The following is a 25,552-nucleotide window of genomic DNA, read 5'->3' as shown; positions in this document are numbered from 1 at the left end:
TTGATGTGGAATGCTATCTGAAATGACTTGTGCTATATTTTCAAAAAAAACCCGGTCAAGAAAACCGAGTTTGTTGATGCTTTGAAAACTTTTGACCGGGTACATAACAGCTTATTTCGATTTCTTTTGTTCTCCAGTTTTATTCGATGACGTGGTATGCTTTGGGTTGCTAGTGTCTTTAGTTTTGCTCATGTTTTTATCTTCACCTCCAATCTAATTCCTAACAAAAGTATTTCTCCAAACCGCAAGCCTTATTAGAAAAATAGTTATATTTCGGAATACGGACTTTTGTATCCCCGAACTGATTGAAAAAGTGGGGAAACCTCTATGCATTGGAATGGAAGAGAAGCCTGCAGCGTTTTGAGCTGGTTATGCGGCGAAATATTGTTTTGAAGCGGGTAGGAGCTGTTGATTATTAAAAACTTTTAGCTAAATAAAAGGCAATCACTCATTAATATGGTGATTGCCTTTTTATTACAATTTTATTTGAAAATAATCATCTACAATGACTAATAATGCTTGAAAGAATGTTGACAACATATTGACGAAGAACCTGAAAATTTCCGCGCCCAAACGGACTTGAGGCGACTGCATACATCAGGTTAGGGGATAGGGAGTTCCATAAGTAAAGAGGGAGAATCTTACGGCCATTCCTAACCTGCAGAACAGAAGGACGTGATGCATTGGATGATTTCAAGAGCTATTTTTGATGTGAAAGTTATACGCGATTTTGAACATCGCGCGGATTTATTGGGTGAATGTGGCGGTTCTCCGCTGCGGCAATTTAACGTCACAATTCCCAATGGAAGGGTCATCCTGCGAAAGGGAAACGCCAAAGTACCCGTTTCTCTGTTTAATTCCGATGGGTCCGAATGCATTGATAATGTATTCACTGTTGGGATTGCCACGGCCTGTACTCTAGGGTTGATTAATGAGAGGAGATACAATCTTCAATTTGATACGGTGATACGGGAGTTTACATTTTTCCCTAAGCCAGTCTCAAGGACCACGATTGCCACCAGGATTGGGAACAAAGTCGTCGAGAGTTAATGATTGAAACGGGTACATAAATCCGGTTAAGGGGCTCATTAAGATAAATTTTAGAAGGGTTTCTTTCGACTGGTATAGTCTTGATGACACGATACCTCAATGATGATTGAGTAACGGTGCGCTTAGTCCTCATATTCCTTCCTTTCTCCGGATAACTGTAAAAATCTCCTTTTTGCCCTTTCTCCTCTCCACAAACGTAGGAATTTGGTCAACTTTTAAGATATCTGTCGTGCCTCGTTCATTTTTAGATAGGGTCAATGACAAAATCATTCCCCGAATCGTATTATTATTTCTTATCAACCTCGTCGATACAAAGTTACCTAAAGAAGGGGCGGCGACTCGATTTCGTATTTGACCATAGATATCTTTCATCTTTGCCTGAGTTACAGGGTACAGCAGATGAGGATGAGAGCCTAAAACCACATTCACGCCTTGTTTGAACAGTAAATGCATCAATTGTTTTTGATCTTTGCTTGGGAATGACTGATATTCTCTACCGAAATGTAGGTATACAAGGATGAAATCTGTTTTATTTTTCAACTCTCGGATATCCGCTACCATCTTCTTTTGGTCGATCTGGTTAACTAACCACCGATTAGGTACATGTATGGAATTCGTTCCTTTCGTATAGGACAATATCCCAATATTCACTCCCTTTACACGCATAATCAGATGACGCTTAGATTCTTGGATAGAACGAAAGGTTCCCGTATGCTTGAGTCCTTGTTTATCAAGTACGTTCAATGTTCGTTTTAAACCGGTTACTCCTCCGTCCATACAATGGTTGTTCGCAGTAGTTAATACATGAAACCCGGTGTTTCTTAAAGTTGATGCCAATGCATCAGGACAGTTGAATAATGGAAAACCTGTTCTCGGATTCCTTCGCTCTCTTGGACAGTTACATTTTGGACGGCTTCCGATAACGCCCAAAAGCCTTTTACCGGAGAATGTAGTTTCTAGATTCCCGATCGTCAAATTGTGTTTCTTCAGATAAGGTTTCACTTTGTCAAAAATAGGACTGAATGCATATCCGCTTGTTCGTTTAGCTGAGGCAATGATTTCACTTTTCATCAACAAATCTCCGACAGCGGCAATCGTAATCTTGCTCACATTCATTCACTCCTTTCCTATCTAATTTATTCAATGAAAGGATTTGTTGTTTGCAAAATAGGCGATGTCCCTTATAGTTGCAATCTTTTGAAAAAGCATATATCTTTGTTTTGAAAAAAAGAGTGAATACCGATTATCTCATCCAGTAGTACATAGAACTCGATAGAAAGCCCAGTGCTAAATAACTGCACTGGGCTTGTTTGATCTATAAACTTATTTAGCTTTTAGTGCATTGTACGCATTTGCTTCACCTGCGCCAAATAAGGCATCATTGCCGGTTGGGCCATAATCTATCGCTGTTTTTTTGATTAACGCCGCTACCTGAGGAGGTGTTAATTCAGGGTGAGCCGCTTTAATAACGCCAGCTATCCCCGCTACCTTCGGTGCTGCCATGGATGTGCCATGGAGCAGTGCATAGTTATGCAGGTTAGAAGTGAAGTATGGTTCCAAGTAGGTTGGCCATGTGCTTAGCGCTCGATAGTGGAAATCACGTTGGTTTAGATCTAGCGTGGAGTCATATACGGGACCATTGTCGCCACCTGGACTTGCTACGTCAATTTGATTTTTTCCATAATTTGAGTAAAATGCGATACTCTTTGTTGACCATTGGTTAGAGGAAGATACATTAATTACACCTTCGATTTGACCTGGTGTTTCTGTAGTTTTTCCTTTGAATACAACATCAGGAGAGCCGTAAGTAGCGTTTAGATAATCAGTCATCTCTTTTTTGTTGTTAAGGTCGAGACCTTCGTTACCGGCTGCCGTTACTACCGTTACATTATGGTTAACAGCATATTGAATGGCTCGTTTCCAAAGCAAAATGTCAGCGATATCCGAATATTTCGATCCTTCTATATAATACTTCTGTGAGTCAAAGCCACCGATAGACATGTTAATGACATCAACCTTATCGTTTGCTGCTTGAACAATCGCAGCTACAATCCAGGATGTAGGAGCACCTTGTCCGCCGGGGAATACACGGTAAGATCGAATACCGAGATTCGGGCCGACACCTTTAATTTTACCGTTCCCAGCAATCGATCCTGCTACATGCGTACCATGTCCTTCGCGGTCCAGAAGATCGGTAGGATTTCCCGTCTCCGTGGCATCTATTCCTGCTGGCACAAAGTTCATGCCACCAATGAAGTTAGCCTTCAAATCGGGATGATTGGCATCAATACCGCTGTCGATGATGCCGACAACTGCTTTATGCTTACCATTCAAGCCCCCGCTTTCAATCCCAAATGAAGCTCCGTCATTCGTTACCTTCTTGATGTCCCACTGATAGTTCCAATAGCTGTTCGTCGCTTCCGGTTGGGGAATATCGGTAACTGGCTGACTATCAGCCGAGGAGGTTTCTACAGTGCCATCGTTAAGCTTATGTACCATCTGAACGTTGGCTGCTGCAATATCCTTGAAGGATTGAAGCTTTGACATAAAATCGGTGCTGGACGAGCGCACTTCCAATCCGCCAATCTCTGGAATGGCTCGAACAACTTGTCCGCCGGCCGCTTGAATTTTTTCAACATAGTCAACCGGAAGCTTGTTCGAGAATGCAATTGCAAAAGTTTTGGCTGGAATTTCTGTTCCATCTGGACTACTTTTCGGCGCCGCCAACGCTGTCAGGCTACCAACCATAACCGTTGAGACGGTCAAGATGCAGGATACAACCAGGGTTGTCCATTTACGTTTCATTAAATCCCTCCTATGATTTAAGGAAATTGCAGTTCTAATAAAAATTGTAAATGACAGGTAATAAAAAGAATATGGGATGTTCGAACCAATTGTGATGTCGATACAGCACTTTCTTTGATGAAAAAAAGTTGTTTTTAAACACTCCCGCCATTTGCGATAGACTTCGCGAGCTTCTGATTTTTGAGCTTTTTGATGGAGGAGCTACCCCAGAATATGCTGGTAGCTCCATTCCACTATCATTTCGCTTTTTTTAGATTGGACTGAGCTGTTTTTTTGTATAGCTTCCGCATACATTTCCAACATATTTTCTCGGGTCTAGTGTTCACTTCAATGACCCAAGGCTTTAAGTTTTTATCCATTCCCATATCGATCCCAAAAAGCTGAATACCAGGATAATTTTTTTCAAGCTGCTTGCAGATTCGGGCTCCTAATATGTTTAACTTTCGAATGATCTTTTGCTGGGTGGCTCGATTGGTATAAGGTGCTAGTAAGTGCTCGATGGATACAGCGGTTCCACCACTGCGGATATTCGTTACAATTTTTTTAGGGTGAGCAGCGCGACCAACAAATCCTTCATTTCGCCAAGTAGTATCCTTTTGTTTTGTTATCATTAATCGAAGATCGAATGGACGTTTGTTCCATTGGAGCAGGTCAATGCCCTGTTGCACGAGATAATCGGTATTCACTCGATTTGCCAAAACATAATCATATGCGTTTTCAATTGATTGAAATCTTTTTTGTTGACTTCCCAAATGGACACGATAAATGCGACTTTTGCCATGCTCTATCCTTTGAACCTGCATAACCCCCACACCAAAAGCTCCTTGATTAGGTTTTACATACACGGTACGAAAACGGGTAAGCATGGCTAAGAAAGACTTTTTAGTTAATTTCATCGTGATAGGGAGGTTCCTGTTGATTTGACTATTTTTCATTAATTCACAATAGTGATCCCATTTGATACCTTTTGCAGGTTTTTTCGTTTTGATGGAAACAGCGGTAATTCTTTGTCTCAAGGTTTCGTCACCTCACGCTTTTGATTCCATATCATATTCGGCGAGCTGCATTAGGCTATAGGACTTTGCCTATTTTACTAACAGTAAATCCTTTCGGTGATAAATAGCACATGGAAATGACTTGATTATTTTCAAATAGCTTAATCTCACCGAAATTGGATACTGGTCGTCAATACATCATATAGTAGGGAGGGGGGGAAGGTATGAATTTTGGAACCTATATTCAAACGGCACGCATTCAAGAATGTAATCAAACACGGCAGATGCTTATTACGTTTGAGCAATGGGAACAGGAGGCGCGGAGGCTTCTTGATCCTCGGTCTTTTTCATATGCGGCAAGTGGCGCCGGCGAGGGGACAACGATACGTGCAACCAGGAGTCGTTCCAACGTTGGCGTATTGTTCCGAGGATATTAAAGGACGTAGCCAATCGAGACCTTTCGGTCAGCCTTTACGGTAAGAAATTTCCGTTCCCAATTGGTTTCGCTCCTATCGGAAGGCAAGCGATGTTTCACGAGCAGGGGGAAATAGCATCTGCCAAGGCGGCAGCGATGTTTATTCAAAGCATGGTTTCTACATATTCTTTGGAACAAGTAGCTACTGCTCATTCCAGCAGATGGTTACACTTGTTTATAGGGCAAGATCCTGATGTATTGAAAAGTTTAGTTCTACGCGCAGAAAGATCCGGGGGATCCGGGTTTTCTGCCATTGTCCCTACCCTTGATCGGCCCGAAGAGGGATGGAGAGCTCAGAACTTATCGTTGTGCGTTTCCCCATATATGTTCCATTACGGTCTTGGGAACTTCATTTCGGACCCGATTGTCCAGCAAAAGTACAGCCCCCTGCTTACACCACAAATTATCCGATACCTGACATGTAAACCACATATCTCTATCGAGGACTTTCGTTATCTACGCTCTATCACGAAGCTGCCAATTATTGTGAAAGGGGTTCTACATTCGGAGGACGCCAAAATGTTAATAGATTATGGGGCGGACGGAATTATCGTATCCAACCATGGTGGACGACATCTTGACGGAGCCATAGGGGCATTAGATGCATTACCTTCTATTGTGGACGCGGTCGGATTGCACGTTCCTGTTATGTTCGACAGCGGTATCCGGTACGGAGCGGATATCTTTAAAGCCCTGGCCTTAGGGGCAAAAATGGTATTTATCGGACGGCCATATCTTTATGGGCTGACTATTGGTGGTGAAACCGGAGTTCGACATATCACTGAAAATATTGTGGCTGATTTTGATTTGAACCTCGGAATGGCGGGTATAAAAAATTTAAGTGAGCTGCTTCCTAACACATTATCCAAGCAATAGATCGAAACAACAGTTTGAGCACAAGCTGTTAAGCCTTATACATGTGAAATAGCTTCCTGTGTTGTCCATATAGCACTGGAAATGATTTTGTAATTGGTAACGACTGTTTGAAAATCCATTTCACTTATCGTTGCTGTGGCTGTTCATTTTCTGTAAATTGCCTGCCATAATCGATGAGGGTATATATAATGGGGTGATATGAAAAGCTGATATCCCTTATTTGTAGCAGTACGCATTAATAGAAAGTCCAATAAATAGGTTCACGTCAAAACCAAAAGAGATTTGGCGAGTTAGACGAAGAGAAAGTGCGAGACACAGCGTGTGAACTGAGTTTTCGTGCTTGGATATGGTATGATAGTGTAGCAGTCTTCATTTATTCCATTTCTATCGAACAGGAGTGTCAGACATGAGTTCAATTTGCAATTATTGCAGTAAAAACGAAGCACTGAACAATCTCATGATCGAAATCGGCCAGTTACGTGTATCAACCTTGTTTTTGTTTCGGGAGCAGACGTACCGGGGGCGCTGTATTGTCGCGCTGAACGAGCACGAAACGGAGTTTTTTCATCTGTCGCAGGATAAGCAGGATGCTTATATGCGCGATGTAGCGCAAGTGGCAGCAGCAATTGAAAAAGCGTTCCAACCGGATAAAATTAACTATGGTGCATTTGGCGATACGATGCCGCATGTACATTTTCACATCGTACCGAAATATAAAGATGGCTACACTTGGGGAAAGATGTTTGAAATGAACCCATCAGCCAATCTTCTTTTAACTGAGGAACAATATGGGGCACTCATTGATCAAATCAAGAGCCATCTGTAAAGGTTTGTAATGTGGAGTTAACGAAATGACGTGCGAAGATGTCATGGAACAACTCGCTGGGTTCATAGCAGTCGAAAGTCATGTAAGAAGTTGATGAAGTTGTAGTGTCGGGTGACAAGAACCTCATCTCCATTAGAAGCCGCGAAATTCGCGGCTTCTTTGTTTTATGGGATAAAGTTCGATTTATCTTTCAATGTGCAGTTCATTCTTTTAGAAAAAATCCGCGATTCCAACTATTTACATTCAGCTCATAATGAATTATTATGAAGACATAAATGAATGAACTATTCATTCATGGGATGTAAATTCATGATTCTAAGGAGGCTTAATTACTTATGATGACCGAATATACCAATTGGACTGTGGAAGGCAAGTACGTGATGATTACCGGGGCGACAAGCGGCATTGGATTCGCTGCTGCTAAGGAACTTGCGAGCCGCGGGGCGAATCTCGGGATCATTGCGCGCAACCCGATCAAAGCGAATGAGGTTGCAGCCGAGTTGAAGGCGTTAGCTAGATCCGGGGCAACCGTAGATGTATTTATCGCCGATCTATCCTCTCAACAATCGATTCGTGAAGTCGCGAAGGACATCTTGCAGAGATGGCCGAAGCTGGAAGTTATGATCAACAACGCTGGTGCTATGTACGATACCCGTAAAATGACAGTGGACGGCATCGAGATGACATGGGCGGTCAATCATTTGGCACCTTGCTTGCTAACCATGCTGCTTCTTGACCGGTTGAAAGCGAGCGGACCTGCCCGCATCATTACAACAGCTTCGCACGGTCACAAGATGGCGAGAGTGGGGATACGATTTGAAGATTTAAACGCCAATAAGCTGTACAGCTTTCCAAACATAGTTTTTGGCGGCGCTAGTGTTCGGTATGGGGAAACCAAGCTAGCCAACATCATGTTCACAGCGGAATTGGGCAAACACTTGGAAGGAACAGGTGTCCGAACTGCCTGTTTGGATCCAGGACTCGTGTCAACGAATTTTAATCAGGAGAACGGTTGGGTGGCTCGCTTAACGATGAGCGTATTGAAACGGTTCTCACGTACCGCCGAGAAAGGTGCAGAAACTTTAGTATGGCTAGCAGATTGCGATGAGGCGTTGATGATTAACGGTGGCTATTATAAGGATCAGCAATTGACAATTCCGTCGGCTCATGCCCAAAATGTAAGTAATGCCAAACGATTATGGAATGTGAGTATGGAACAAACGGGCGTTCATCTTTGATTTTGGAGTGTGAGCAGGGGTTGAAGCGGAATACAGAGAAGAGTGCTGAACAATTGTCCGATGAACGTAGGGAGCAAATTAAACGGGCTGCTCTTAAAGTATTTGCGATTCGGGGTATCGAAGGAACCAAAATGAGCATGATTGCTGCAGAAGCAGGGATCAGCCAAGGGTTATCGTACCGTTATTTTAATTCGAAAGAGGAGATTTTTTCACTTCTCGTCCAAGAGGCTATTGATGAAGCGCAATCAGCTATTCGAACTGTCAGTGAATTACCGGGTACACCAAAGGAGCAATTGTTAGCCTTCACGCAACGTATGCTCGATGACAATCACAAATATCACTTTTTGCTGCTGCAGCATGGTTTCACATCGGAGGTGGTGCCGCTTCAAGCGAAACTAAGCTTAGAACAGTATAAACCTGAAGAAACCATTGAGCATTTTGTTCCTTTATTCACCAAGGGACAGGAGAGAGGCGAATTCCGCACTGGCGATCCGCAAAAGCTGCTTTTTCTTTATTTTTCAGTTGTTACCGGCCTCATGCTGCAGCATTATGATCTACCGCCAAATTATTGGCAGCAGCAGGTAAGCGATCTGATGAGAATCATTATGAAATGAGATCATTCAGAAATGATACAAAATGGCGAGTGTCGGATGACAAGAGCATGATTTCATTAAGGCCGCGTAAATCGCGGTTTTTTTTGTTTTATTGACTAAGAAGATATTATCCCATTCCCGACGAATAGCAGGGAGTTTGGAATCCGGATTTGCTCGGTAAAGTTAAGGGCAGGATAACTTAATGCCCGCATGGAATATAAAGGAAGATGGGACAAGGAGGGATCTCGTGCTTTTTCATTTTAAATCGTCCGGATTTTCCTGCCGTAGCTTGGGCTATTGATGAAGAGCATGAGTGTACATATTACTTTCCGAGAGATGGCCTATGAGTTGTATGTGGAAGAGGCCGGTATTAGATATGATCAATTCGGATGATCGATTCAAGCAATAAGTTTTGAGTTTAATGAAAATTTATCACGAAGGGGATATTCACTATGGCATTCAAGTTTCCGCCGATCAGCTCCAAGCTGCCGGTATTTATGCACGGCGCCGATTATAATCCGGATCAATGGATGCACGACCCGGAAGTGTTTGAAGAGGATATCCGCTTGATGAAGCTGTCGAATAGCAACGTCATGGCGGTGGGTATTTTCTCCTGGTCAGCTCTCGAGCCTAGTGAAGGAACGTTTGAATTTGGTTGGCTGGACCGGGTCCTGGACACGTTTGCTAGCAATGGGATTTATGCCTGGCTGGCTACACCGAGCGGCGCGCGCCCAGCCTGGATGTCGCAGAAATATCCAGAGGTGCTTCGCGTCGGGGCGAATCGTATCCGCAATCTGCACGGCGGTCGTCATAATCATTGTTTCACATCGCCGATCTACCGCGAGAAAGTAACGATCATGAACACACTTCTTGCGGAGCGGTACGGGCAGCATCCTGCCGTCGTCGGATGGCATATTTCCAACGAATACAGCGGTGATTGCCATTGCAGCTATTGCCAGGAAGCGTTCCGCGAATGGCTGAAGGTGAAATACGGTTCGCTGAATGAGCTAAACCGCGCGTGGTGGACGACGTTCTGGAGCCATACGTATACCGATTGGGCGCAAGTGGAGTCGCCCGCACCGCACGGAGAAAACGCGGTGCACGGGCAGAACCTGGATTGGAGACGATTCGTGACCGATCAGACGCTCAATTTTTACAAGCATGAGATCGCTCCGCTCAAGGCCGTTAATCCAGACCTGCCGTGTACCACGAATATGATGTATCAGTTCTACGATCTCGATTACCGAAAGTTCGCAGATGCTATGGACGTAGTTTCCTGGGATGCATATCCGACCTGGCATGAAGCGGCCTCCGACGGCAATGTCGCCGCATGGTTCGCGTTCAATCACGATTTGTTCCGAACACTCAAGAAAAAGCCGTTTATGCTGATGGAAAGCACGCCGAGCCTGACGAACTGGCAGGCCGTGAGCAAGCTGAAGCGACCTGGTATGCACCGGCTGTCTTCGCTGCAGGCGGTAGCACACGGCTCGGATACGGTCCAATATTTTCAGTGGCGCAAAAGTCGCGGATCCAGCGAGAAATTTCATGGGGCCGTTGTCGACCATGTCGGGCATGAGCATACGCGTGTATTCAACGATGTTAAAGAGCTTGGTTATACGCTGGCCGGACTAGGCGAGCTGATCGGGACGCCGACTCCGGCAGAGGCGGCCATTCTGTTCGATTGGGACAATCGTTGGGCGGTGAACGACGCTCAGGGACCGAGAAACTCGGGGATTCATTACGAAGAGACGGTCATCCAGCATTACCGGGCTCTGTGGGAACTAGGCGTGCCTACGGATATCGTTGGCTCTGAAGATGATTTTACCGAATACAAGCTTCTCGTGCTTCCGATGGCGTATTTACTGCGGGAAGAGACCGGCGAGAAAATCGAGCGTTTCGTCCGTGGCGGTGGCACCTTAGCCGTCACTTATTGGTCGGGAATCGTTGACGAGAACGACCTTTGCCATTTGGGTGGATTCCCCGGGCCTCTGCGTAAGACAGTTGGCATTTGGGCAGAAGAAATCGAGGGACTGTACGATGACGACCGCAATGCTCTGGTACCTGTCCCAGGCAATGAGCTTGGTCTGGACGGCAAGTACGAAATCCGCGAAATCTGCGAACGGATCCATTCGGAAGGGGCCGAAGTGCTGGCCGTTTATGAGGACGATTTTTATGCCGGCAGTCCGGTCTTGACCGTCAATAAGCTTGGACAGGGCAGCGCCTATTACCTCGCAGCTCGAGTAAGCGATCCTGCATTCTATGCGCAATTTTACGGTAAGCTCGTCGAACAAGCCAGGGTGAGGAAGAGCATCGATACCAGTTTGCCTGCCGGCGTCACTGCTCAGCTTCGAAGCGACGGCGAGCGCGATTATGTGTTCCTGCTTAATTTCTCCGGTGAGGAGGCCGAAGTACAGCTCGATAATAGCACTTATGAGGATGTCGAAACCGGTAAAGCTGCCGGGCGTCAGGTGAAGCTGTCGGTGAACGATGTTCGTATTTTGCGGCGAGAGGCCGCCAGAGACTAAACGTTCCTTTCGTGCCAACTCGGCGGGTGCGCAAATCATGATACTCGTACAGGGAATGCCATATCTATGGCAGGCTTGCTGGAAAGCCCATTGCAGCAGATCATTAGTAAGTTTAAAAGCAGAGAGGGACAACGAAGTCCCTCTTTTTTGTATTGTTTTGTATGGCTTTATTTGCTTCTTATATAAGATTTCGATTTTTCATATTGTTTTACCACGATAAACCCCAAAATGCCTAAGATAGTAGCCGCAGCTGCCAAGTAGAAAGAGTTGCGTGAGCCTATCCATACATCATGGGTAGAGGATTGAAGGAATCCGGCTGTAACTGCAGTGAACAATGAAATTCCAACGTTCTGCGCAAGTCTTTGGACAGAGCCAATTGTTGCTTGATGCGCTGGTCCAGCTGCCTCCATGATAGCCGCAATGTTTGACGGTTGGAAAAGCCCTGCGCCTAAACCATAAACAAAAAGCATGAAGCAAACTATGCTTAAGTGCCAGTTCAGGTCTAGAAAAGCAAGAATCAGCAGTGGGACTAACATACAGCAAAGTCCAATTATCATTAATCGAAACGTGCCCCAGCTCCTCATCAGCCGGCCGGCTATATGAGAAGTCAAAACCATGCCTAAGGGTAACAATAAATTCATTAAGCCTGATTGCCAAGGGGCATAACCACGTCCCTTTTCCAAATAGTAGGGTACGACAACCATACAAAGGCGTGTAACTCCCCCATAAGAAAAAATCGCATATAAAGAGATTGTGAAGAGTCCGTTCTGAAATAACGATAAGGCAACAATGGGATTGACTACCCTTTTTTCTCTTTGGATAAACAGGAACATAAGAATTGCAAAAATCAGAACGTAAATAAATGTACCGGGATGAAGTGGCTGAGAGCATCCATACACAAGGAAAAAAATAGAGGCTGATAGTAAAAGACTGCCGGACAAATTTAACGGCTGATGTTTACTTACTGGTGATGCTTTTCCTTTTAAGACATATCGGCATGCAAGTAAACAAAGGAGACAAATAGGGATATTAATTAAAAAAAGCCATTTCCAGCCTACAGTCGATAAGATAATTCCACCCGCCACAGGCCCGAGGACATGCCCTAAACCAAAGAATGTGGCTAGAGACCCTAGTGCCTCACCTTTTTTAATAGCGGGTACTGAAGTTGTTATTAAGGCAACTGAAGTTGCCTGGAGCATGGCAGCCCCTATTCCTTGTAAAACTCGAAATAAAATCAGCTGCATGACTGTTTCTGAAAAAGCGCAGAACATGGAGGCAAGCGCAAATAACGCTAATCCCATTGAGTAGATTTTTAAACGTCCATAACGGTCACTTATCCTACCGAAGATTACAATACAACTGCATATGACAATCGTATAAAGAGAAATGGTCCAGGCTACAGTCGTGACAGAAGAATGGAACTCTTGAACAAGGGATGAGATAGCTACGTTAAGTACTCCTGAGTCTAAGGTCGTAAGAAACATACCTATCCCAGCTACAAGTACGATGGAGAGATAAGATTCGTTGTGAACCAAGCTTTTATCAGCAGGAACCTTCATGCATCTACCCCCAATTGAATGTCTATCGTTACATTTATTGTAAACCACAAATTATTATAGGTCTAATATATAGAACGTATCGTATTTATAGGTTAAAACTATATATGCTGTGGTGTTATCACTATGGCTACTCCACCTTGCAAGAACGAATTAACTTTCATGCGATGTCTTAGGGTAAAGTGAAAAGGGTTGCGATAACAATAATAAAGTAATAATTAACAATAATGATTTATTGTAAAACAATAAATATTGTGTTAAAGTCATTTTATTATTGAATTAGCGAGGTGCTCTCAATGAAACGGGGAACAACATTCTTTTTGAAGATGGCAGTTTTTTTTATTGGAATCCCAATTCTTGCTTTGTGTATATTTTTAGTTCCTAAGATCGGCAATTTTGCTGGAGAATTGTATCCAAATATCGCTTATATGCAATCTCTCGTTTTAATCGATATGTACGCGGCAGCAATACCTTTTTACTTTGCTCTGTATCAAGCTTTTAAACTTTTAAGCTATATTGATAAGAACCAAGCGTTCTCGGAATTATCGGTAAAGGCTTTAAAGAATATAAAATACTGTGCTATCACAATCAGTACCTTGTATTTGTTAGGTATGCCGCTTTACTATCTCATGGCGAGGAGAGTTGACCCTCCAATTATCACAGTCACCGGACTGGCCATTATTTTCGCTTCTATGGTGATCGCCGTTTTTGCTGCTGTTCTCCAAAGACTTTTACAGGAAGCTATACATATAAAATCAGAAAATGATTTAACGATCTGAGGTGAATAACATGGCGATTATCATCAATATTGATGTGATGTTAGCAAAACGAAAAATGAGTGTAACGGAGCTTTCGGAGAGGGTTGGAATTACGATGGCAAATCTTTCCATTCTGAAAAATGGGAAAGCAAAAGCGGTTCGTTTTTCAACATTAGAAGCGATATGTAAGACTTTGGATTGTCAGCCAGGTGATATTTTGGAGTACAAGAGCGACGAAGGCACTCAATAAAAACAGACAACTTTAGGAATCAACATGTTTAGATAGAGTCTTGTAGTAACAAATAATGTTTTGAAGTAAAAAAGCGTTCACTTAAATGGGTGAACGCTTTTTTTATGGAGTTAGGGTTTATGGATTGCTTGGTGGATATTTGCCGTGTCCGCAAATTGCAGCCGCCTACCGGACAACTGGATGAGGAAAGGATCGTACCAGACATGTTTAATTAGGATTGAGCTAAGTTCGCAAGTAAATAATTCAGTTTTGAGACAATAGTAACGTTATCTACAGCAATTTTAGCAAGCAGGTTCTGATAATATCCTGTTGGCATAGCAGCTAGAATATGTCCAGCAACTTGGTTTGTTTTCCATTTATTAAAAATAGCCGATTTCAATCCTTCTTTATATGACGCCGGATCTTTATAAACCGTAGTAGTGGTTGCAGATCCCGGAACTTGATTACCTGTAAATGCTAAATAAATCTCGCGTAATGTCTGCAAATGTTTTCGTTCATCCTCACGTATAGAAGTAATCACGCTGCGGTCTTCTTCGGATGGCGACAGTTCAAGTAACTTCTGGTAGAACTTCTCAACATTACGTTCATTAGCTGAAGCTTCATAAATAAAATGCAGCGATTCCTGCAATGCTTGGTATGGCGATTGCATATCATTCAGGCGAAAATTCCAGTCGATCAGAGGGTAGGAAGCAGGTTTAGGCGTAGGAGTGAAAGTTTCATCATGAATTCTATAATACAAAACTTCACCTCCTTCATAATTATTGATACTTCATTTTATGCCAGCCACGCCCAAAGAGTTAATGAATTGTCATGCTACAGGAGTATGACACTATATTGACTATTGATACGAGCAAGACTAAAGGTGGACCGAACCCTTTCCGGAGTATCCACTGTTTTCAGAAGATGGTTTGGGAATTTTACGGTTATAATCTGAGAAAACGCGAGTATTTAAGAGCTAAACTATTCTCCATAGAGGCAGGATAGCGAAATGAAGAAGTCTGCTTAAGCGCTTCTTTAATAAAAGCGGATACGACAGGTGAGTCACTTTGCAGTGAGAGTTTCACTAATCCTATTTCACGAATAATAGGGGGACTCAATGGTTTAACCACTATATTTCCTGGAATAGCCGGCAGTATCATCGAAGGGACGATTGACACTCCGATGCCTGCTTCAACCATAGTGATTATGGTGGAATTCTCTGCTACCTCGAACTGCTTATTAAGACTAAGCCCTTTCTTTTGAAAAGCACTTATTACTAGACGTTCACATCCGGATTTAAGCGATAGAAACGGTTCCTGCGTAAGCTGCTCGATGGAGATAATGTCATGCTCTTTTAATGGATGATTTGCTGGGAGGACTGCGACATAGGGATCGCTAAGCAGATGTACGACGTCAAAGCCATCATGACTTGAGTCGGCCAGAAATCCAAGGTCTACGGTACCCGTCTTGATCCATGCTTCAATCTCTGCGTAGCTTCCTTCAAAGAGAAGCAGTTCTACACCTGGATAATGGTGAAGAAACGCTTGGCTAATAGCAGGTAATACATGGGCCGAGAAACTGGCAAACGCACCGATCCGTATGGTCCCGTTACTCACGCCTCTTGATGCAGCGGCAATTTGATTGATTTGTTTCGAATGATGAACGATCTCACTAACATGTGCTAGGATTTGTTCTCCCGCATCCGTAAGCTTAACGCCATTGCGGTTGCGCGTAAAAAGAATAATTCCTAATTCTTTTTCCAAATCGCCGATGTTGTGGCTTACACCCGATTGGCTTGCATGCAAATGCTCCCCTGCTCTGGTGAAACTGCCCGTTTGCACGACTGCAAGGAATACTTCCAATTGATATAGTGTCATTTTCCGCTCCTCGCTTGCATGAATTTTTCTTCATGTCTTGTATCGTGAATTTTCATTTTACGTTGGATTGGAACTTCTCTAATATGATGAATAAGAAGGGAGTGAGTGATTACGATGAAGCAGATTTGGGTATATCATGCTGATGCGTTTACCATGAATCCGTTCAAAGGTAACCCCCGGAGTTGTGCCCGATGCTCAAGGATGCTTCCCTTTCATGATAAGCTAGAAATGGCTAGCTTGCTAGGCATCGATATGGAATAATTGGCTGAGTATAATCGAATATACTCCATAAGCAAGATAAACCCAAAATCAGAGTGGGAGTGAGTCCATGATTGAACTGATTAAGGACGTAATGGAAGACATGAATAAGCAACTCGATCGAGTCGAGCGAAGCCTGGACCTGCTAGACGAAGGGCTTATATGGAAACGATTGAATAATTCCATGAATAGTATCGGGAATATTTGTCTTCATTTGGCGGGGAACGAATATCAAAACTTCGTCAGCGCAATCGGAAACCAACCGTTCATTCGAGAGCGTTCCCGCGAATTTACGACAAATGGGGGGATAGCAAAGGCGGAGCTGATTAGCCTTCTACGCCAAACTCGATCCAAGTCGGAAAGCGTATTGTTTGCCCTACATGATGATGATCTATCACGGGAAGTCATCATCCGCTACGATCTAGAGGATTGGAAGCGAATGCACCGAATCGATTCCCCTGTCTATGAAGCCAGCGATATAAGGGTAATCCGTCGACTGCTGGTCCAGGTTGCCGCACATTATGGATACCATGCGGGACAGATCGTCTTGCTCACCAAGACGTTAACAGATACGAATGAGCATATCACGGGGCAATACCATTAAAGTCGGATAAATAAAACATAGAAGGAATGATTGTAGTGATTAAACTTGAACCTTTCGAACGTGCCGACTTTGAGCAGCTTATAGAATGGATTGATTCGCCAGCACTATTATTCCAATGGGGAGGCCAAACGTTCAGCTTTCCATTAAATGAGCATCAATTGGAGTATTACATCAAAGACTCCTATACCAGCCCGGTACAATTGATAATCTATAGGGTAGTACATGAAATAAATCATGAGGCAGTCGGGCATATCAATCTGCAACTGGATTGGATAAATAAATCGGCAAGGATAGGTAAAGTGTTGATTGGAAACAGAAGCTTTAGAGGACAGGGCATAGGACAATTGATGATAAGAAAGGTGTTAACCATCGCGTTCGAAGAATTAAAATTACACAGAGTGAGTCTGGGCGTATTAGACTTTAACCATTCAGCTATTGCATGCTACGAGAAAGCAGGGTTTGTAAAGGAAGGCCTTACCCGAGACAAACGAAAGATGGGCAACGAATTCTGGAGCGTATGGGAAATGAGCATTTTAGAGAATGAGTGGTTTGAAAAAAAGAACAATACTTAGCTTTCTGGATTAAGCGAATATTACACTGTTGAACCTCGGTCCTTTAGGGATCGAGGTTTTGTTTTGAACGTGATCGACTTGTCAAAGCGCAAACACGTTGCCGCCGGTTAGAAGCGAATTTGGCTTTTGGATGATTTAAATTTTAGTAACTGGAAAAATAATGGAATATAATATTGTGTTATAATAAATCAATTTGAAATATGGAGGAGCGTTTATGACTGTAGGATCACAAAACGATATTGATGCTCTGAAGGAAATTGGCAAAATCGTTGCACTCACGATTAACGAAATGAAAAGTAAAGCACGTGCTGGAATGACAACAAAGGAATTAGATGATATTGGCGGCTTGTTTTTAAAAAAGCATGGGGCAGTGCCTGCACCGAAGACAACGTACAATTTCCCCGGTAACACATGTATTAGCATTAACCGCGAAGCTGCCCACGGAATACCGGGAAATCGAATCATTCAACCGGGCGATTTAGTAAACATCGATGTTTCGGCAGAGTTGGGAGGCTATTATGCGGACGCGGGACATTCTTTTCCGATAGCTCCATACAAGCCATCGTTAACGCGTCTGTGTCAATACACACACAATACGATGATGAAAGTAATTTCATCACTTAAACATGGTGTAAGATTGAACGAAGTTGGAAGGATTATTGAAAGCGAGGCTAAAAAAGGCGGCTATACGGTCATCAAAAATCTATGCAGCCACGGTGTTGGGAAATCCCTGCATGAGGCTCCTACAGAGATTCTTCCTTTTTATAACAAGCACGACAAACGGGTATTGAAAGAGGGGATGGTTATTACAATTGAACCCTTCTTATCTACAGGTGCAGAGTATGTCGTTGAGCAAATGGACGGATGGACTCTATGTGTACCTGACAATAGCTTTGTGGCGCAACACGAGCACACCATTATCATTACAAAGAATAAGCCAATTATCGTGACTGCCGTATAGAGATCACAATGAATTCGCGCTAAAGGGAGACGTTAGTTAAAAAGTAAGGGAGTAGCCCGCCGCGCCGGTAACACTCCCTTTCTTTATTAAAGTAACAGGGAGCCGGTCAAGCTTGAATAAACGAGAACTAATTAAAACAGTCTTTTTATATGGAGTTTTCATTTGCTACATCCTTTTTTTGGTTAAGTTATTACTCTTATCCAGAGTTTCACTTGGGGATCTGTTTAATAGTCAAAGGACTGTAGATAGGTCAATCAATCTTATTCCTTTTTATACGATAAGGGAATATATATTTAGCAACTCTGCCGCTATAAAAAATTTCTCTTTTGCTAATGTGGTTGGCAACATAGTTATCTTTATTCCTCTTGGTACATATTTGTCATTATTCAAAAGCGATAAAAGAGTAATAACCAATCTGCTATTCATATTCATAGTGAGTGTATTTGTGGAAATCATTCAGGGGCTTTTAGGTATTGGAGCATCAGATATTGATGACATCATATTAAATGGTTTGGGCGGATTAGTTGGTATTTTAGGGTATAAGGTTTTATTATTTATATTGCGAAATGAGAAAAGAGTAAGTGCTGCAATCACAATACTATCTGCAATAGGATTACCTTTCTTATTATATTTATTATTTGTGGTGAGATTACGCTTATAAATAACCCCTTTCTAGGTTGGGCAGGATTCTATTAGGATTAGTAGTTCTGAATAATACCACGTAATTAAAGATAGCTAAAAATTGCGCAATTTTAATTGTCAAAACAGGGTCGCAAGCTGCCGGTGTTCTGAGGATTAAGATGGTTAACAGAGAAGCAGACGCTGACATTTCTACTAACTTTGAGGTGAAAAGCCTGATTTTCAATGTTGGATGTGTCGTCACATTAGAACTAGGTGCTAGATAGAAAAAAGAGATTGAGCATAGCTCAGTCTCTTTTTTTATAGTAAGATTGGAGGTTGCTATAATATAATAATCAAGTTATGTAAGAAGCAATTAATGAAAGGATGTTTGCAATGGCTGAGTTTACTTGCGGTAAGTGTTCTCAAGATCGTAATCTCCCAATAGATGCTCGCATCAATTTAGCATTAAGTATGAAACGGGGAGCCATTTATACATGTGTGGCTTGCGGGGAACATAGAACACTCCCTGTATTTCGCAATTCAAACGGATCAACTATAACCGCTGAGAATGCGGAGAGTTCTGAGCGTACAAGGACCCCAAATACGAGTGAGGAAGCTGCAGACTTAGTAAATGAAGAAACTATTGAACAAATTAGTTTATTCTAGTCAGTCTCTGGAAAACACCATGAGTTGGAGAAGACGATTTTTGTAAAAAGGAAAAGAGCCAGCGAAATTCCGCTGGTCTCTTTTGTTTAATAAAACAGATTTCGTTAATTTTCCTAGCCGAACACACGACTCAGAATCACAGTGGGGGAGTCCAAGCAGGCAGGCTTCTCGTACTAAAGTGAAGCGAGTGCTTGTTGGATGATCGCCTTTACGAATTGGTCGTCGATCGGTTCGCGTGAGAACCAGCGCCGGTAGAAGAGTGGCCCCAGCAGGGCTGCGACGATCGTTGACACGTCGGCGTGCGCCGGCAGCTCACCCTTGCCTGCCGCGCGCTGCAAAACCTCTCGCAGGGGAGCGGCATGTCCGCGCTGAATCCGACTGTGGATCTCAGCAAACTCCGGATTGCGCTCGGCGGTGTCGACGATTGACGGCAGGACGAAGGACCAATTCGCCGTCGGCAGCAGGTGCGCGATTTCCATCAGGATAGCTGTGACGTCACCTTCGAGTGAGCCGGTGTCGGGCGTTTCCTGCTCGGCAATCATCCGTGAACAGGCGTCGATCACCAGTGCTTCCCGCGTCGGCCAGTGGCGGTAGATGGTCGTCTTCGCGACCCCGGAACGACGCGCCACTTCGTCAACAGTGAAGCTAGCCACACCGCCTTCGCTGAGCAGTTCAAACGCAGTGGTCAGGACGGTATGTCGTGAACGCTCGACGCGTCTATTCAAATTGGCCGCAGGCACACGTTCTGTTTCCTTAGACGTAGTCACCATCTTCCCTCCATCATAAAAGTACTTCATGTGGGATTTCGTTTCCCTAAAATGAAAAGTCCTTCACATTATACCATAGGAGCATCCTTAGCGCCGGGTCCCGAGACGATTGTGCAAGTGGGCGAGCGCATGTCGCTCAGATTGACGTTAGGCCAATTGCACCTTCTTCTGAAATTGATGCCAGGGATCGGCTTGGCATTACAGCGCTCCTTGTTTGTGCTTCAGTGAGGCAACGAATCAACGAATCATTTCTGAGTACCATTTTTGATCGTTATACGGTCACTTGTTTTTTTGAGGAAAAAATGATACGATACTGTATCGTAGCGTTATATTTTATCCTATTCCATTATTGAAAGGTTGATGTCTTGTGAATTTCGCTTCTGTACGCGTCATTACTGACGACTTGGATCGACTTGTTATGTTCTATGAGAAAATTACTGGGGTTTCAGCGAAGCGCCCCGCGCCTGTCTTCGCTGAGTTCGTTCTGCCATCGTGTACGCTGGCGATCGGCCACTCCCAGACGGTACAGCTGTTCGGCGCTGGTTCCGCGCGTGCGGCCGACAACCGCACCGTCATCATCGAGTTTCGTGTCGACGACGTGGATGCCGAGTACACGCGCCTAAAGCCGCTTGTCGACGAGTGGGTGCAGGAACCGACCACGATGCCATGGGGGAACCGCTCTGCACTATTACGCGACCCCGACGGCAACCTCGTCAATCTCTTCGCGCCGGTTACCGAAGAAGCGCTCCAACGATTCAGCGGCAGGTCTTGACGTACCACGTTCCTACGATAAGCGTACTTGGAATTCATGCCTGGAACTCTCTGGAGCTGGCGGTTGCAGAAGCTCTTGAATCGACCTAATCTAAAACCTCCTATTAGAAGCAAACTAGAATTGCTCTAATAGGAGGTTTTTCATTTTGGCTCTAAGCTACAAAATGACAAATTCAACTTTCTACAAAGTAACATGTTACTAGTAGAAACAATTTTATACAATTACCCTGGATGTGACACGAAGAAAGCGGAAGGTACATCAAATACTTCACAAAAAAGGGTGGTTATGATGAAGGTAAGATGGGGCAAGCTGGGTTCATCGATGCTGATGACTTGCTTATCTGTAGCTTTGATTGCCGGATGTACAGGCAAGGCGAGTGAACAAGTTGGGGCGAAGCCGACGGAGGGGACAGCGGCCAAACAGGAAAAGGTGAATATTACATTTTGGACATTGTGGGACGGCGCGGATGCGAGTACAGCCAGAGTCATTGTTGATGAATACAATAAGACGCATCCTAATGTTCAAGTCAAGATGGAGTTTCAGGCGAATGACCAGTATTATACCAAGCTGAAAGCATCGATTCTAGGGCAGACCGGACCTGATTTGGCCATCTCGCACATTGGCGGCAACATCAATGCATTGAAGGGGGCTTTGCTTCCATTGGATGATGAGGCCAAGCGGCTAGGCGTCAACATTGAATTCGATAAATACAGCAAAGACCCGACTGCAGCGGCCAAAATCGACGGGAAGCAATACAGTGTGCCCTTAGATAATTTAGCGCGCGTCTTCATGTACAATAAATCGATACTTAAGGACGCGGGATTGCTGGATGCGAGCGGCAAACCGATGATTGGCACGGACTTTGCAGGTTTCATGAAAGCGCTTCAGCAAATCAAGGAGAAGAATCCGGACGTCAGTCCGTTGACGATGACCATCAAGCCTCCGCAATTAGTGTTAACCTGGCTGACCTTCTACTATCAAATGGGCGGCGGAGATTTCCTGAACCCGGAGACCAAGAAAGCTTCTTTCGATGACGCCAAGGCGGTTGCAGCACTGAAGGCGTTGCGAGAGATGTACAGTATGACCCCTCCGAAATTGGCCGATCCAGGGGGACTCGATAAGTTTAAGGCTAAGAAGGCTGCCTTCTTCATGGATGGGACTTGGAGTATATCGGCTGCAGGCGAACCGTTAGGTCAAGATTACGGTGTGATCGGCTTCCCTAAGTTCTTTGATAAGAACGTCGAAATCACAACCTCGCATGGATTTATTTTGCCGCAAAGGGCTGCAAGAACGGATTCGCAAACAAAGGCAGCTTTAGAATTTATTAAATGGTTCGCTGACAATAATGCCAAATGGGCTCAAGCTGGCCATGTACCCGGCTTCGAACCTGCGATGCAGACGAATGAATTCAAGAGCTTACCGTATCATTCTCAGTTTGTAGATCCGAACCGCATCGCGATCTCGCTGCCGGTCATTCCTGGGACGATGCTCCATCAAGCGCCAGAGGTCCGAGACCCGGTTCAATTGGCTATATTGGGTGATATGAAGGCCGAGGATGCAGTCGCTCAGATTCGTACGAATCTGGATAAGCTTTTACCGCAATTGATGAAATAATGAAAGCTTTGGTCAAGGGCCGTGCGCACGGTTATTTGAAAGCGCTGCGGCCCTTCCATATTTACAGGAAGTGAATGACAGATGTATCGATATGAGAAAGGACGGTTCGCTTATGATTGTCTTCAAGTCCAAGAAGCGGGTGAGCAATGATTTTTTCATGGCGTATTTGTTTCTCGCCCCGTTTCTCCTTTTTTATCTCTGGTTTACCTTTTACCCGCTTTTGCAAGGGTTTTTCATAAGCTTTTATGAATGGAACCTAACAAGTGATAAAGTTTTCGTAGGACTATCCAACTATACAGATCTTTTCCAAGAAAGCAATTTTTGGCAGTCATTGATGCATACGTTCCTGTATGTCCTCATATCCACACCTATCTATATGGCAGGCGCGTTCATACTGGCTGTTCTCGTTGACCATAAGTTTGTGAGAGGACGGTCCTTCTTAAGAGGCATCTTCTTTATGCCGAATGTTCTTGCTGTCTCAATTATTTCCATCATTTGGGTTAATATGTACCAGCCCTACAGCGGACCTGTAAACGGAATATTGAGGTTAATAGGCTTTAATGGGAATTATGCCTGGCTGAGCGAGGGGACACTTGTATGGCCGGCGATCATCCTGCTCACCTTCTGGTGGAATACGGGCTATTATATGATTCTTTATTTGGCGGGCTTGCAGGAAGTTCCTGAAGACCGGTACGAGGCAGCACAGTTGGATGGAGCAAATTGGTTTCAGACCTTATGGTATATTACGATTCCATCATTAAAACGAATTCATATTCTCGTGTTGTTCTTACAGGTAGTTGCTTCTTTCAAAATTTTTGGCCAAGTTTTCCTGACAACGGAGGGGGGGCCGGGAGGCGCGAGCCGCACGTATATTCAATTTATTTATGAAAATGGTTTTCAGCGATTCCTTATGGGTAAAGCGTCTGCAGCGGCTTTCGTCTTGTTTGTTATCATCCTGGTTGTGTCCATCATGCAGTTAAAGCTTTTGAAGCAAACAGCTGATGAGTAAGTTCAAGGAGGTCTATTCTCATGCACCGAAGCACGAAGCTTACGGTTAATAGCTTTGCTTATCTGATCTGTCTCTTTTGGTTAATCCCCGTGTTATGGATGGCTGTCATGGCCCTTAAGCCGGAGACGGCTACGGCGACAACCCTTATAGAATGGCTAATGCCGCCATATACATGGCAGAATGTGATTCATGTTTTGAACAATCCGAGTGCGAATGTTGTGCTCTGGTTAGGAAATAGCGTGGTGGTTTCGATTTTATCCACTGTCGGTGTCTTAGTGCTGAGTACGCTGGCTGCATTTGTTTTTTCAAGAATGCGTTTTGCAGGCCGCAGCTTCTGGTTCTGGCTCATTATGATTGGTTTGATGGTGCCTCGCGAGGCTACGCTTATTCCGCTCTACATTCAGTTCCGGGATTTGGGGCTCTTGAACAGCTATTTTTCCATTATTGCGCCTACGTTGGCCGCCCCCTTCGGACTCATTATTATGAAGCAGTTTTTCGATGGCATACCTGAGGAGTTATTCGAAGCCGCTAGAATGGATGGATGCGGTTGGCTCCGCACGCTGCTGAACATAGCGCTGCCGCTCTGTAAGCCGGCGATGGCATCGCTGGGAATATTCGTATTTCTCGGCGCATGGAACGACTTCTTATGGCCGTTCATCTCGGTTACGGACACGAACATGATGACCATTCCAATCGGTCTCCCCGTATTCCGCTCTCAATACATGACCGCTCAAGCGATGCCGATGGCTGCCAGCGCGATTACCTCAATCCCCATTATTCTTGTGTTTTTCTTCTTCCAAAAATTTATTGTTAAGGGCATTACTTTTACAGGTGTAAAAGGGTAAACAAAACGGCTGTTCCAGAAGTTGATGATTCTACTTTCTGGGACAGCCTCTTTTTCAAGTTTCCGGGACGACTCCTTTTCTCAATGCTGAACGATAATAATTAGGAGACCGGCCGAAATAATTTGTAAAAGCATGTGTAAAAGCGTACAAATCAGAATAACCGAGGGAAAGGGCGATTTGCGTGACGGAAAGCTGTGTTTCCAAGATGGAGTTCATGGCTTTGGACATCACCAAATCTTTCAAATATTTGTGAGGACGAACGCCGACTTTGTTTTGAAATATATTGGATAGGTAGGTTCGATGAACACCGACATGTTGGGCAACATCGTTCACGGAGATGCCTTCGGTGTAATAGAGCTGCATGTACTCCAGACTGCGTTCGATCCAATGCTCGGAGGACTTGCCTTGTGTTTGCGGTACGTAGATTTGGAGCATTCGGCTGAAAATAAGGTATAAGCTGCTGGTGAGCCGTAGATTATCCTGCGTCGCACTTTCTTTCCAGATGTCGATGAGCTCGAAAAGTTGAGTCACTAAACCTTCATCAAACTGCAGTTTTAAATAAGGGGTGCTTGTGGATAAACCAAATCGTTTCACGAGTGCAGGAAGCTGTTTCCCTTCTACAGCAATCCAGAACATTCTAAGAGGTTCTTCTTCGCTTTGCGCATTTACATAATACTCGTGGATCATATGGGGGAATAAGCAGAACAGTTCTCCAGGCGACAATGTGACTTGGTTTTCGTCCCAACAGAAGGTCACCTGACCGCTGATAATGAAATGGAAGCTGTAATACACGATAAATCTGGGCCCAATTCGATAATTTGGTTTGGCAATATTGTGACCGATACGAATCGGAACAATACCGCCCATTTTGTCTAATGACGATGGTGTATGGTAGTAGTTATCTGCGTACTCATGCGTATACTCTCGCAAAGTCAGACATCTCCCAACGCTATGAACTAGTAGAAGTTGAAGATCACTTAATCATGCTTTAACTTTTCTTCATTGTTGAAATCCTCCTGACGATTAGTTAGCTTACCAATCTATCATATCGAACTTAATT

At 44.0% G+C, this 25,552-nt stretch carries 25 protein-coding genes; 17 read left to right on the top strand and 8 right to left on the bottom strand.

Translation table 11 applies throughout. The annotated features are described in order from the left end of the window. Window positions 1-678 precede the first annotated feature (678 nt). The gene (locus O9139_RS23975; RefSeq protein WP_270884278.1) at window positions 679-1,050 is read left to right on the top strand and encodes a hypothetical protein; all 372 of its coding nucleotides are present in this window, start codon (window positions 679-681) and stop codon (window positions 1,048-1,050) included. 129 nt (window positions 1,051-1,179) lie between these two features. On the opposite strand, the gene O9139_RS23970 is transcribed toward O9139_RS23975, so the two are convergent. The 3 genes from O9139_RS23970 to O9139_RS23960 all read right to left on the bottom strand — a co-directional run bounded on the left by O9139_RS23970 (window position 1,180) and on the right by O9139_RS23960 (window position 4,871). Next, complete coding sequence (locus tag O9139_RS23970; protein ID WP_270884277.1) at window positions 1,180-2,160, bottom strand: CapA family protein; 981 nt, start codon at window positions 2,158-2,160, stop codon at window positions 1,180-1,182. Window positions 2,161-2,373: 213 nt separating this feature from the next. Further along, window positions 2,374-3,855 carry a S8 family peptidase gene (locus O9139_RS23965; RefSeq protein ID WP_270884276.1) on the bottom strand — a complete coding sequence of 494 codons (1,482 nt, stop codon included), beginning with the start codon at window positions 3,853-3,855 and terminating at the stop codon, window positions 2,374-2,376. A 236-nt stretch (window positions 3,856-4,091) separates the two neighbouring features. Next, window positions 4,092-4,871, bottom strand: coding sequence for a YheC/YheD family protein (locus O9139_RS23960; protein ID WP_270884275.1), 780 nt, complete (start codon window positions 4,869-4,871; stop codon window positions 4,092-4,094). A gap of 203 nt (window positions 4,872-5,074) precedes the next feature. On the opposite strand from O9139_RS23960, the gene O9139_RS23955 reads away from it, so the two are divergent. The 6 genes from O9139_RS23955 to O9139_RS23930 all read left to right on the top strand — a co-directional run bounded on the left by O9139_RS23955 (window position 5,075) and on the right by O9139_RS23930 (window position 11,383). Continuing rightward, the gene (locus tag O9139_RS23955; RefSeq protein ID WP_270884274.1) at window positions 5,075-5,287 is read left to right on the top strand and encodes a hypothetical protein; all 213 of its coding nucleotides are present in this window, start codon (window positions 5,075-5,077) and stop codon (window positions 5,285-5,287) included. Beyond that, on the top strand, window positions 5,200-6,201 hold the full coding sequence (locus tag O9139_RS23950) for an alpha-hydroxy-acid oxidizing protein (protein ID WP_333742859.1): 1,002 nt from the start codon (window positions 5,200-5,202) through the stop codon (window positions 6,199-6,201). The genes O9139_RS23955 and O9139_RS23950 overlap by 88 nt, the downstream gene beginning before the upstream one ends. Before the next feature lie 406 nt (window positions 6,202-6,607). Further along, window positions 6,608-7,027, top strand: a complete 420-nt coding sequence (locus O9139_RS23945; protein WP_270884273.1) for an HIT family protein — start codon at window positions 6,608-6,610, stop codon at window positions 7,025-7,027. 335 nt (window positions 7,028-7,362) lie between these two features. Continuing rightward, window positions 7,363-8,265 carry an SDR family NAD(P)-dependent oxidoreductase gene (locus tag O9139_RS23940; RefSeq protein ID WP_270884272.1) on the top strand — a complete coding sequence of 301 codons (903 nt, stop codon included), beginning with the start codon at window positions 7,363-7,365 and terminating at the stop codon, window positions 8,263-8,265. A gap of 20 nt (window positions 8,266-8,285) precedes the next feature. Beyond that, entirely contained in the window at window positions 8,286-8,879 is a 594-nt protein-coding gene (locus O9139_RS23935) for a TetR/AcrR family transcriptional regulator (RefSeq protein WP_270884271.1), read from the top strand. Window positions 8,880-9,310: 431 nt separating this feature from the next. Next, window positions 9,311-11,383, top strand: a complete 2,073-nt coding sequence (locus O9139_RS23930) for a beta-galactosidase (RefSeq protein ID WP_270884270.1) — start codon at window positions 9,311-9,313, stop codon at window positions 11,381-11,383. Window positions 11,384-11,550: 167 nt separating this feature from the next. On the opposite strand, the gene O9139_RS23925 is transcribed toward O9139_RS23930, so the two are convergent. Beyond that, entirely contained in the window at window positions 11,551-12,942 is a 1,392-nt protein-coding gene (locus O9139_RS23925) for an MFS transporter (RefSeq protein WP_270884269.1), read from the bottom strand. A gap of 293 nt (window positions 12,943-13,235) precedes the next feature. Between O9139_RS23925 and O9139_RS23920 the strand changes: the two genes are divergently transcribed. Next, the gene (locus O9139_RS23920; protein ID WP_270884268.1) at window positions 13,236-13,718 is read left to right on the top strand and encodes a DUF2975 domain-containing protein; all 483 of its coding nucleotides are present in this window, start codon (window positions 13,236-13,238) and stop codon (window positions 13,716-13,718) included. 10 nt (window positions 13,719-13,728) lie between these two features. Beyond that, window positions 13,729-13,947 (top strand): helix-turn-helix domain-containing protein, encoded by a 219-nt coding sequence (locus O9139_RS23915; RefSeq protein ID WP_018765802.1) that lies wholly within the window; start codon window positions 13,729-13,731, stop codon window positions 13,945-13,947. Between the two features lie 211 nt (window positions 13,948-14,158). On the opposite strand, the gene O9139_RS23910 is transcribed toward O9139_RS23915, so the two are convergent. Both O9139_RS23910 and O9139_RS23905 read right to left on the bottom strand, forming a co-directional pair. Continuing rightward, the gene (locus O9139_RS23910) at window positions 14,159-14,686 is read right to left on the bottom strand and encodes a hypothetical protein (RefSeq protein WP_270884267.1); all 528 of its coding nucleotides are present in this window, start codon (window positions 14,684-14,686) and stop codon (window positions 14,159-14,161) included. A 184-nt stretch (window positions 14,687-14,870) separates the two neighbouring features. Beyond that, a complete protein-coding gene (locus tag O9139_RS23905) occupies window positions 14,871-15,803 on the bottom strand; it encodes a LysR family transcriptional regulator (protein ID WP_270884266.1) in 933 nt (310 codons plus the stop codon). Window positions 15,804-16,131: 328 nt separating this feature from the next. Here O9139_RS23905 and O9139_RS23900 point away from each other — a divergent pair, with 328 nt between their 5' ends. The 4 genes from O9139_RS23900 to O9139_RS23885 all read left to right on the top strand — a co-directional run bounded on the left by O9139_RS23900 (window position 16,132) and on the right by O9139_RS23885 (window position 18,859). Continuing rightward, window positions 16,132-16,665, top strand: coding sequence for a DUF1572 family protein (locus O9139_RS23900; RefSeq protein ID WP_270884265.1), 534 nt, complete (start codon window positions 16,132-16,134; stop codon window positions 16,663-16,665). A gap of 35 nt (window positions 16,666-16,700) precedes the next feature. Further along, window positions 16,701-17,237 carry a GNAT family N-acetyltransferase gene (locus O9139_RS23895; RefSeq protein WP_270884264.1) on the top strand — a complete coding sequence of 179 codons (537 nt, stop codon included), beginning with the start codon at window positions 16,701-16,703 and terminating at the stop codon, window positions 17,235-17,237. A gap of 214 nt (window positions 17,238-17,451) precedes the next feature. After that, window positions 17,452-18,198, top strand: coding sequence for a type I methionyl aminopeptidase (gene map, locus O9139_RS23890; protein WP_270884263.1), 747 nt, complete (start codon window positions 17,452-17,454; stop codon window positions 18,196-18,198). A 112-nt stretch (window positions 18,199-18,310) separates the two neighbouring features. Beyond that, window positions 18,311-18,859 carry a VanZ family protein gene (locus O9139_RS23885; protein ID WP_270884262.1) on the top strand — a complete coding sequence of 183 codons (549 nt, stop codon included), beginning with the start codon at window positions 18,311-18,313 and terminating at the stop codon, window positions 18,857-18,859. Between the two features lie 799 nt (window positions 18,860-19,658). On the opposite strand, the gene O9139_RS23880 is transcribed toward O9139_RS23885, so the two are convergent. Next, window positions 19,659-20,282, bottom strand: a complete 624-nt coding sequence (locus O9139_RS23880; RefSeq protein WP_270884261.1) for a TetR/AcrR family transcriptional regulator — start codon at window positions 20,280-20,282, stop codon at window positions 19,659-19,661. 337 nt (window positions 20,283-20,619) lie between these two features. On the opposite strand from O9139_RS23880, the gene O9139_RS23875 reads away from it, so the two are divergent. The 4 genes from O9139_RS23875 to O9139_RS23860 all read left to right on the top strand — a co-directional run bounded on the left by O9139_RS23875 (window position 20,620) and on the right by O9139_RS23860 (window position 24,492). Then, window positions 20,620-21,024 carry a VOC family protein gene (locus tag O9139_RS23875; RefSeq protein ID WP_270884260.1) on the top strand — a complete coding sequence of 135 codons (405 nt, stop codon included), beginning with the start codon at window positions 20,620-20,622 and terminating at the stop codon, window positions 21,022-21,024. Window positions 21,025-21,312: 288 nt separating this feature from the next. Further along, the gene (locus tag O9139_RS23870) at window positions 21,313-22,638 is read left to right on the top strand and encodes an extracellular solute-binding protein (protein ID WP_270884259.1); all 1,326 of its coding nucleotides are present in this window, start codon (window positions 21,313-21,315) and stop codon (window positions 22,636-22,638) included. Between the two features lie 112 nt (window positions 22,639-22,750). After that, window positions 22,751-23,647, top strand: a complete 897-nt coding sequence (locus O9139_RS23865; protein WP_270884258.1) for a carbohydrate ABC transporter permease — start codon at window positions 22,751-22,753, stop codon at window positions 23,645-23,647. Window positions 23,648-23,667: 20 nt separating this feature from the next. Beyond that, entirely contained in the window at window positions 23,668-24,492 is an 825-nt protein-coding gene (locus tag O9139_RS23860) for a carbohydrate ABC transporter permease (protein ID WP_270884257.1), read from the top strand. Between the two features lie 54 nt (window positions 24,493-24,546). On the opposite strand, the gene O9139_RS23855 is transcribed toward O9139_RS23860, so the two are convergent. After that, window positions 24,547-25,422 carry a helix-turn-helix transcriptional regulator gene (locus O9139_RS23855; RefSeq protein WP_270884256.1) on the bottom strand — a complete coding sequence of 292 codons (876 nt, stop codon included), beginning with the start codon at window positions 25,420-25,422 and terminating at the stop codon, window positions 24,547-24,549. Window positions 25,423-25,552: the final 130 nt, after the last annotated feature.

This window comes from Paenibacillus aestuarii, from assembly GCF_027789125.1.
GTDB lineage: Bacteria > Bacillota > Bacilli > Paenibacillales > NBRC-103111 > Paenibacillus_E > Paenibacillus_E aestuarii.
This window is presented reverse-complemented; position numbering and strand designations above follow the sequence as displayed.

Coding starts and splice junctions, on each gene's coding strand:
- O9139_RS23975 (WP_270884278.1), top strand. CDS start 679: ATGCATTGGATGATTTCAAGAGCTATTTTTGATGTGAAAGTTATACGC.
- O9139_RS23965 (WP_270884276.1), bottom strand. CDS start 3,855: ATGAAACGTAAATGGACAACCCTGGTTGTATCCTGCATCTTGACCGTC.
- O9139_RS23955 (WP_270884274.1), top strand. CDS start 5,075: ATGAATTTTGGAACCTATATTCAAACGGCACGCATTCAAGAATGTAAT.
- O9139_RS23945 (WP_270884273.1), top strand. CDS start 6,608: ATGAGTTCAATTTGCAATTATTGCAGTAAAAACGAAGCACTGAACAAT.
- O9139_RS23940 (WP_270884272.1), top strand. CDS start 7,363: ATGATGACCGAATATACCAATTGGACTGTGGAAGGCAAGTACGTGATG.
- O9139_RS23930 (WP_270884270.1), top strand. CDS start 9,311: ATGGCATTCAAGTTTCCGCCGATCAGCTCCAAGCTGCCGGTATTTATG.
- O9139_RS23925 (WP_270884269.1), bottom strand. CDS start 12,942: ATGAAGGTTCCTGCTGATAAAAGCTTGGTTCACAACGAATCTTATCTC.
- O9139_RS23920 (WP_270884268.1), top strand. CDS start 13,236: ATGAAACGGGGAACAACATTCTTTTTGAAGATGGCAGTTTTTTTTATT.
- O9139_RS23915 (WP_018765802.1), top strand. CDS start 13,729: ATGGCGATTATCATCAATATTGATGTGATGTTAGCAAAACGAAAAATG.
- O9139_RS23905 (WP_270884266.1), bottom strand. CDS start 15,803: ATGACACTATATCAATTGGAAGTATTCCTTGCAGTCGTGCAAACGGGC.
- O9139_RS23900 (WP_270884265.1), top strand. CDS start 16,132: ATGATTGAACTGATTAAGGACGTAATGGAAGACATGAATAAGCAACTC.
- map (WP_270884263.1), top strand. CDS start 17,452: ATGACTGTAGGATCACAAAACGATATTGATGCTCTGAAGGAAATTGGC.
- O9139_RS23880 (WP_270884261.1), bottom strand. CDS start 20,282: ATGAAGTACTTTTATGATGGAGGGAAGATGGTGACTACGTCTAAGGAA.
- O9139_RS23870 (WP_270884259.1), top strand. CDS start 21,313: ATGAAGGTAAGATGGGGCAAGCTGGGTTCATCGATGCTGATGACTTGC.
- O9139_RS23865 (WP_270884258.1), top strand. CDS start 22,751: ATGATTGTCTTCAAGTCCAAGAAGCGGGTGAGCAATGATTTTTTCATG.
- O9139_RS23860 (WP_270884257.1), top strand. CDS start 23,668: ATGCACCGAAGCACGAAGCTTACGGTTAATAGCTTTGCTTATCTGATC.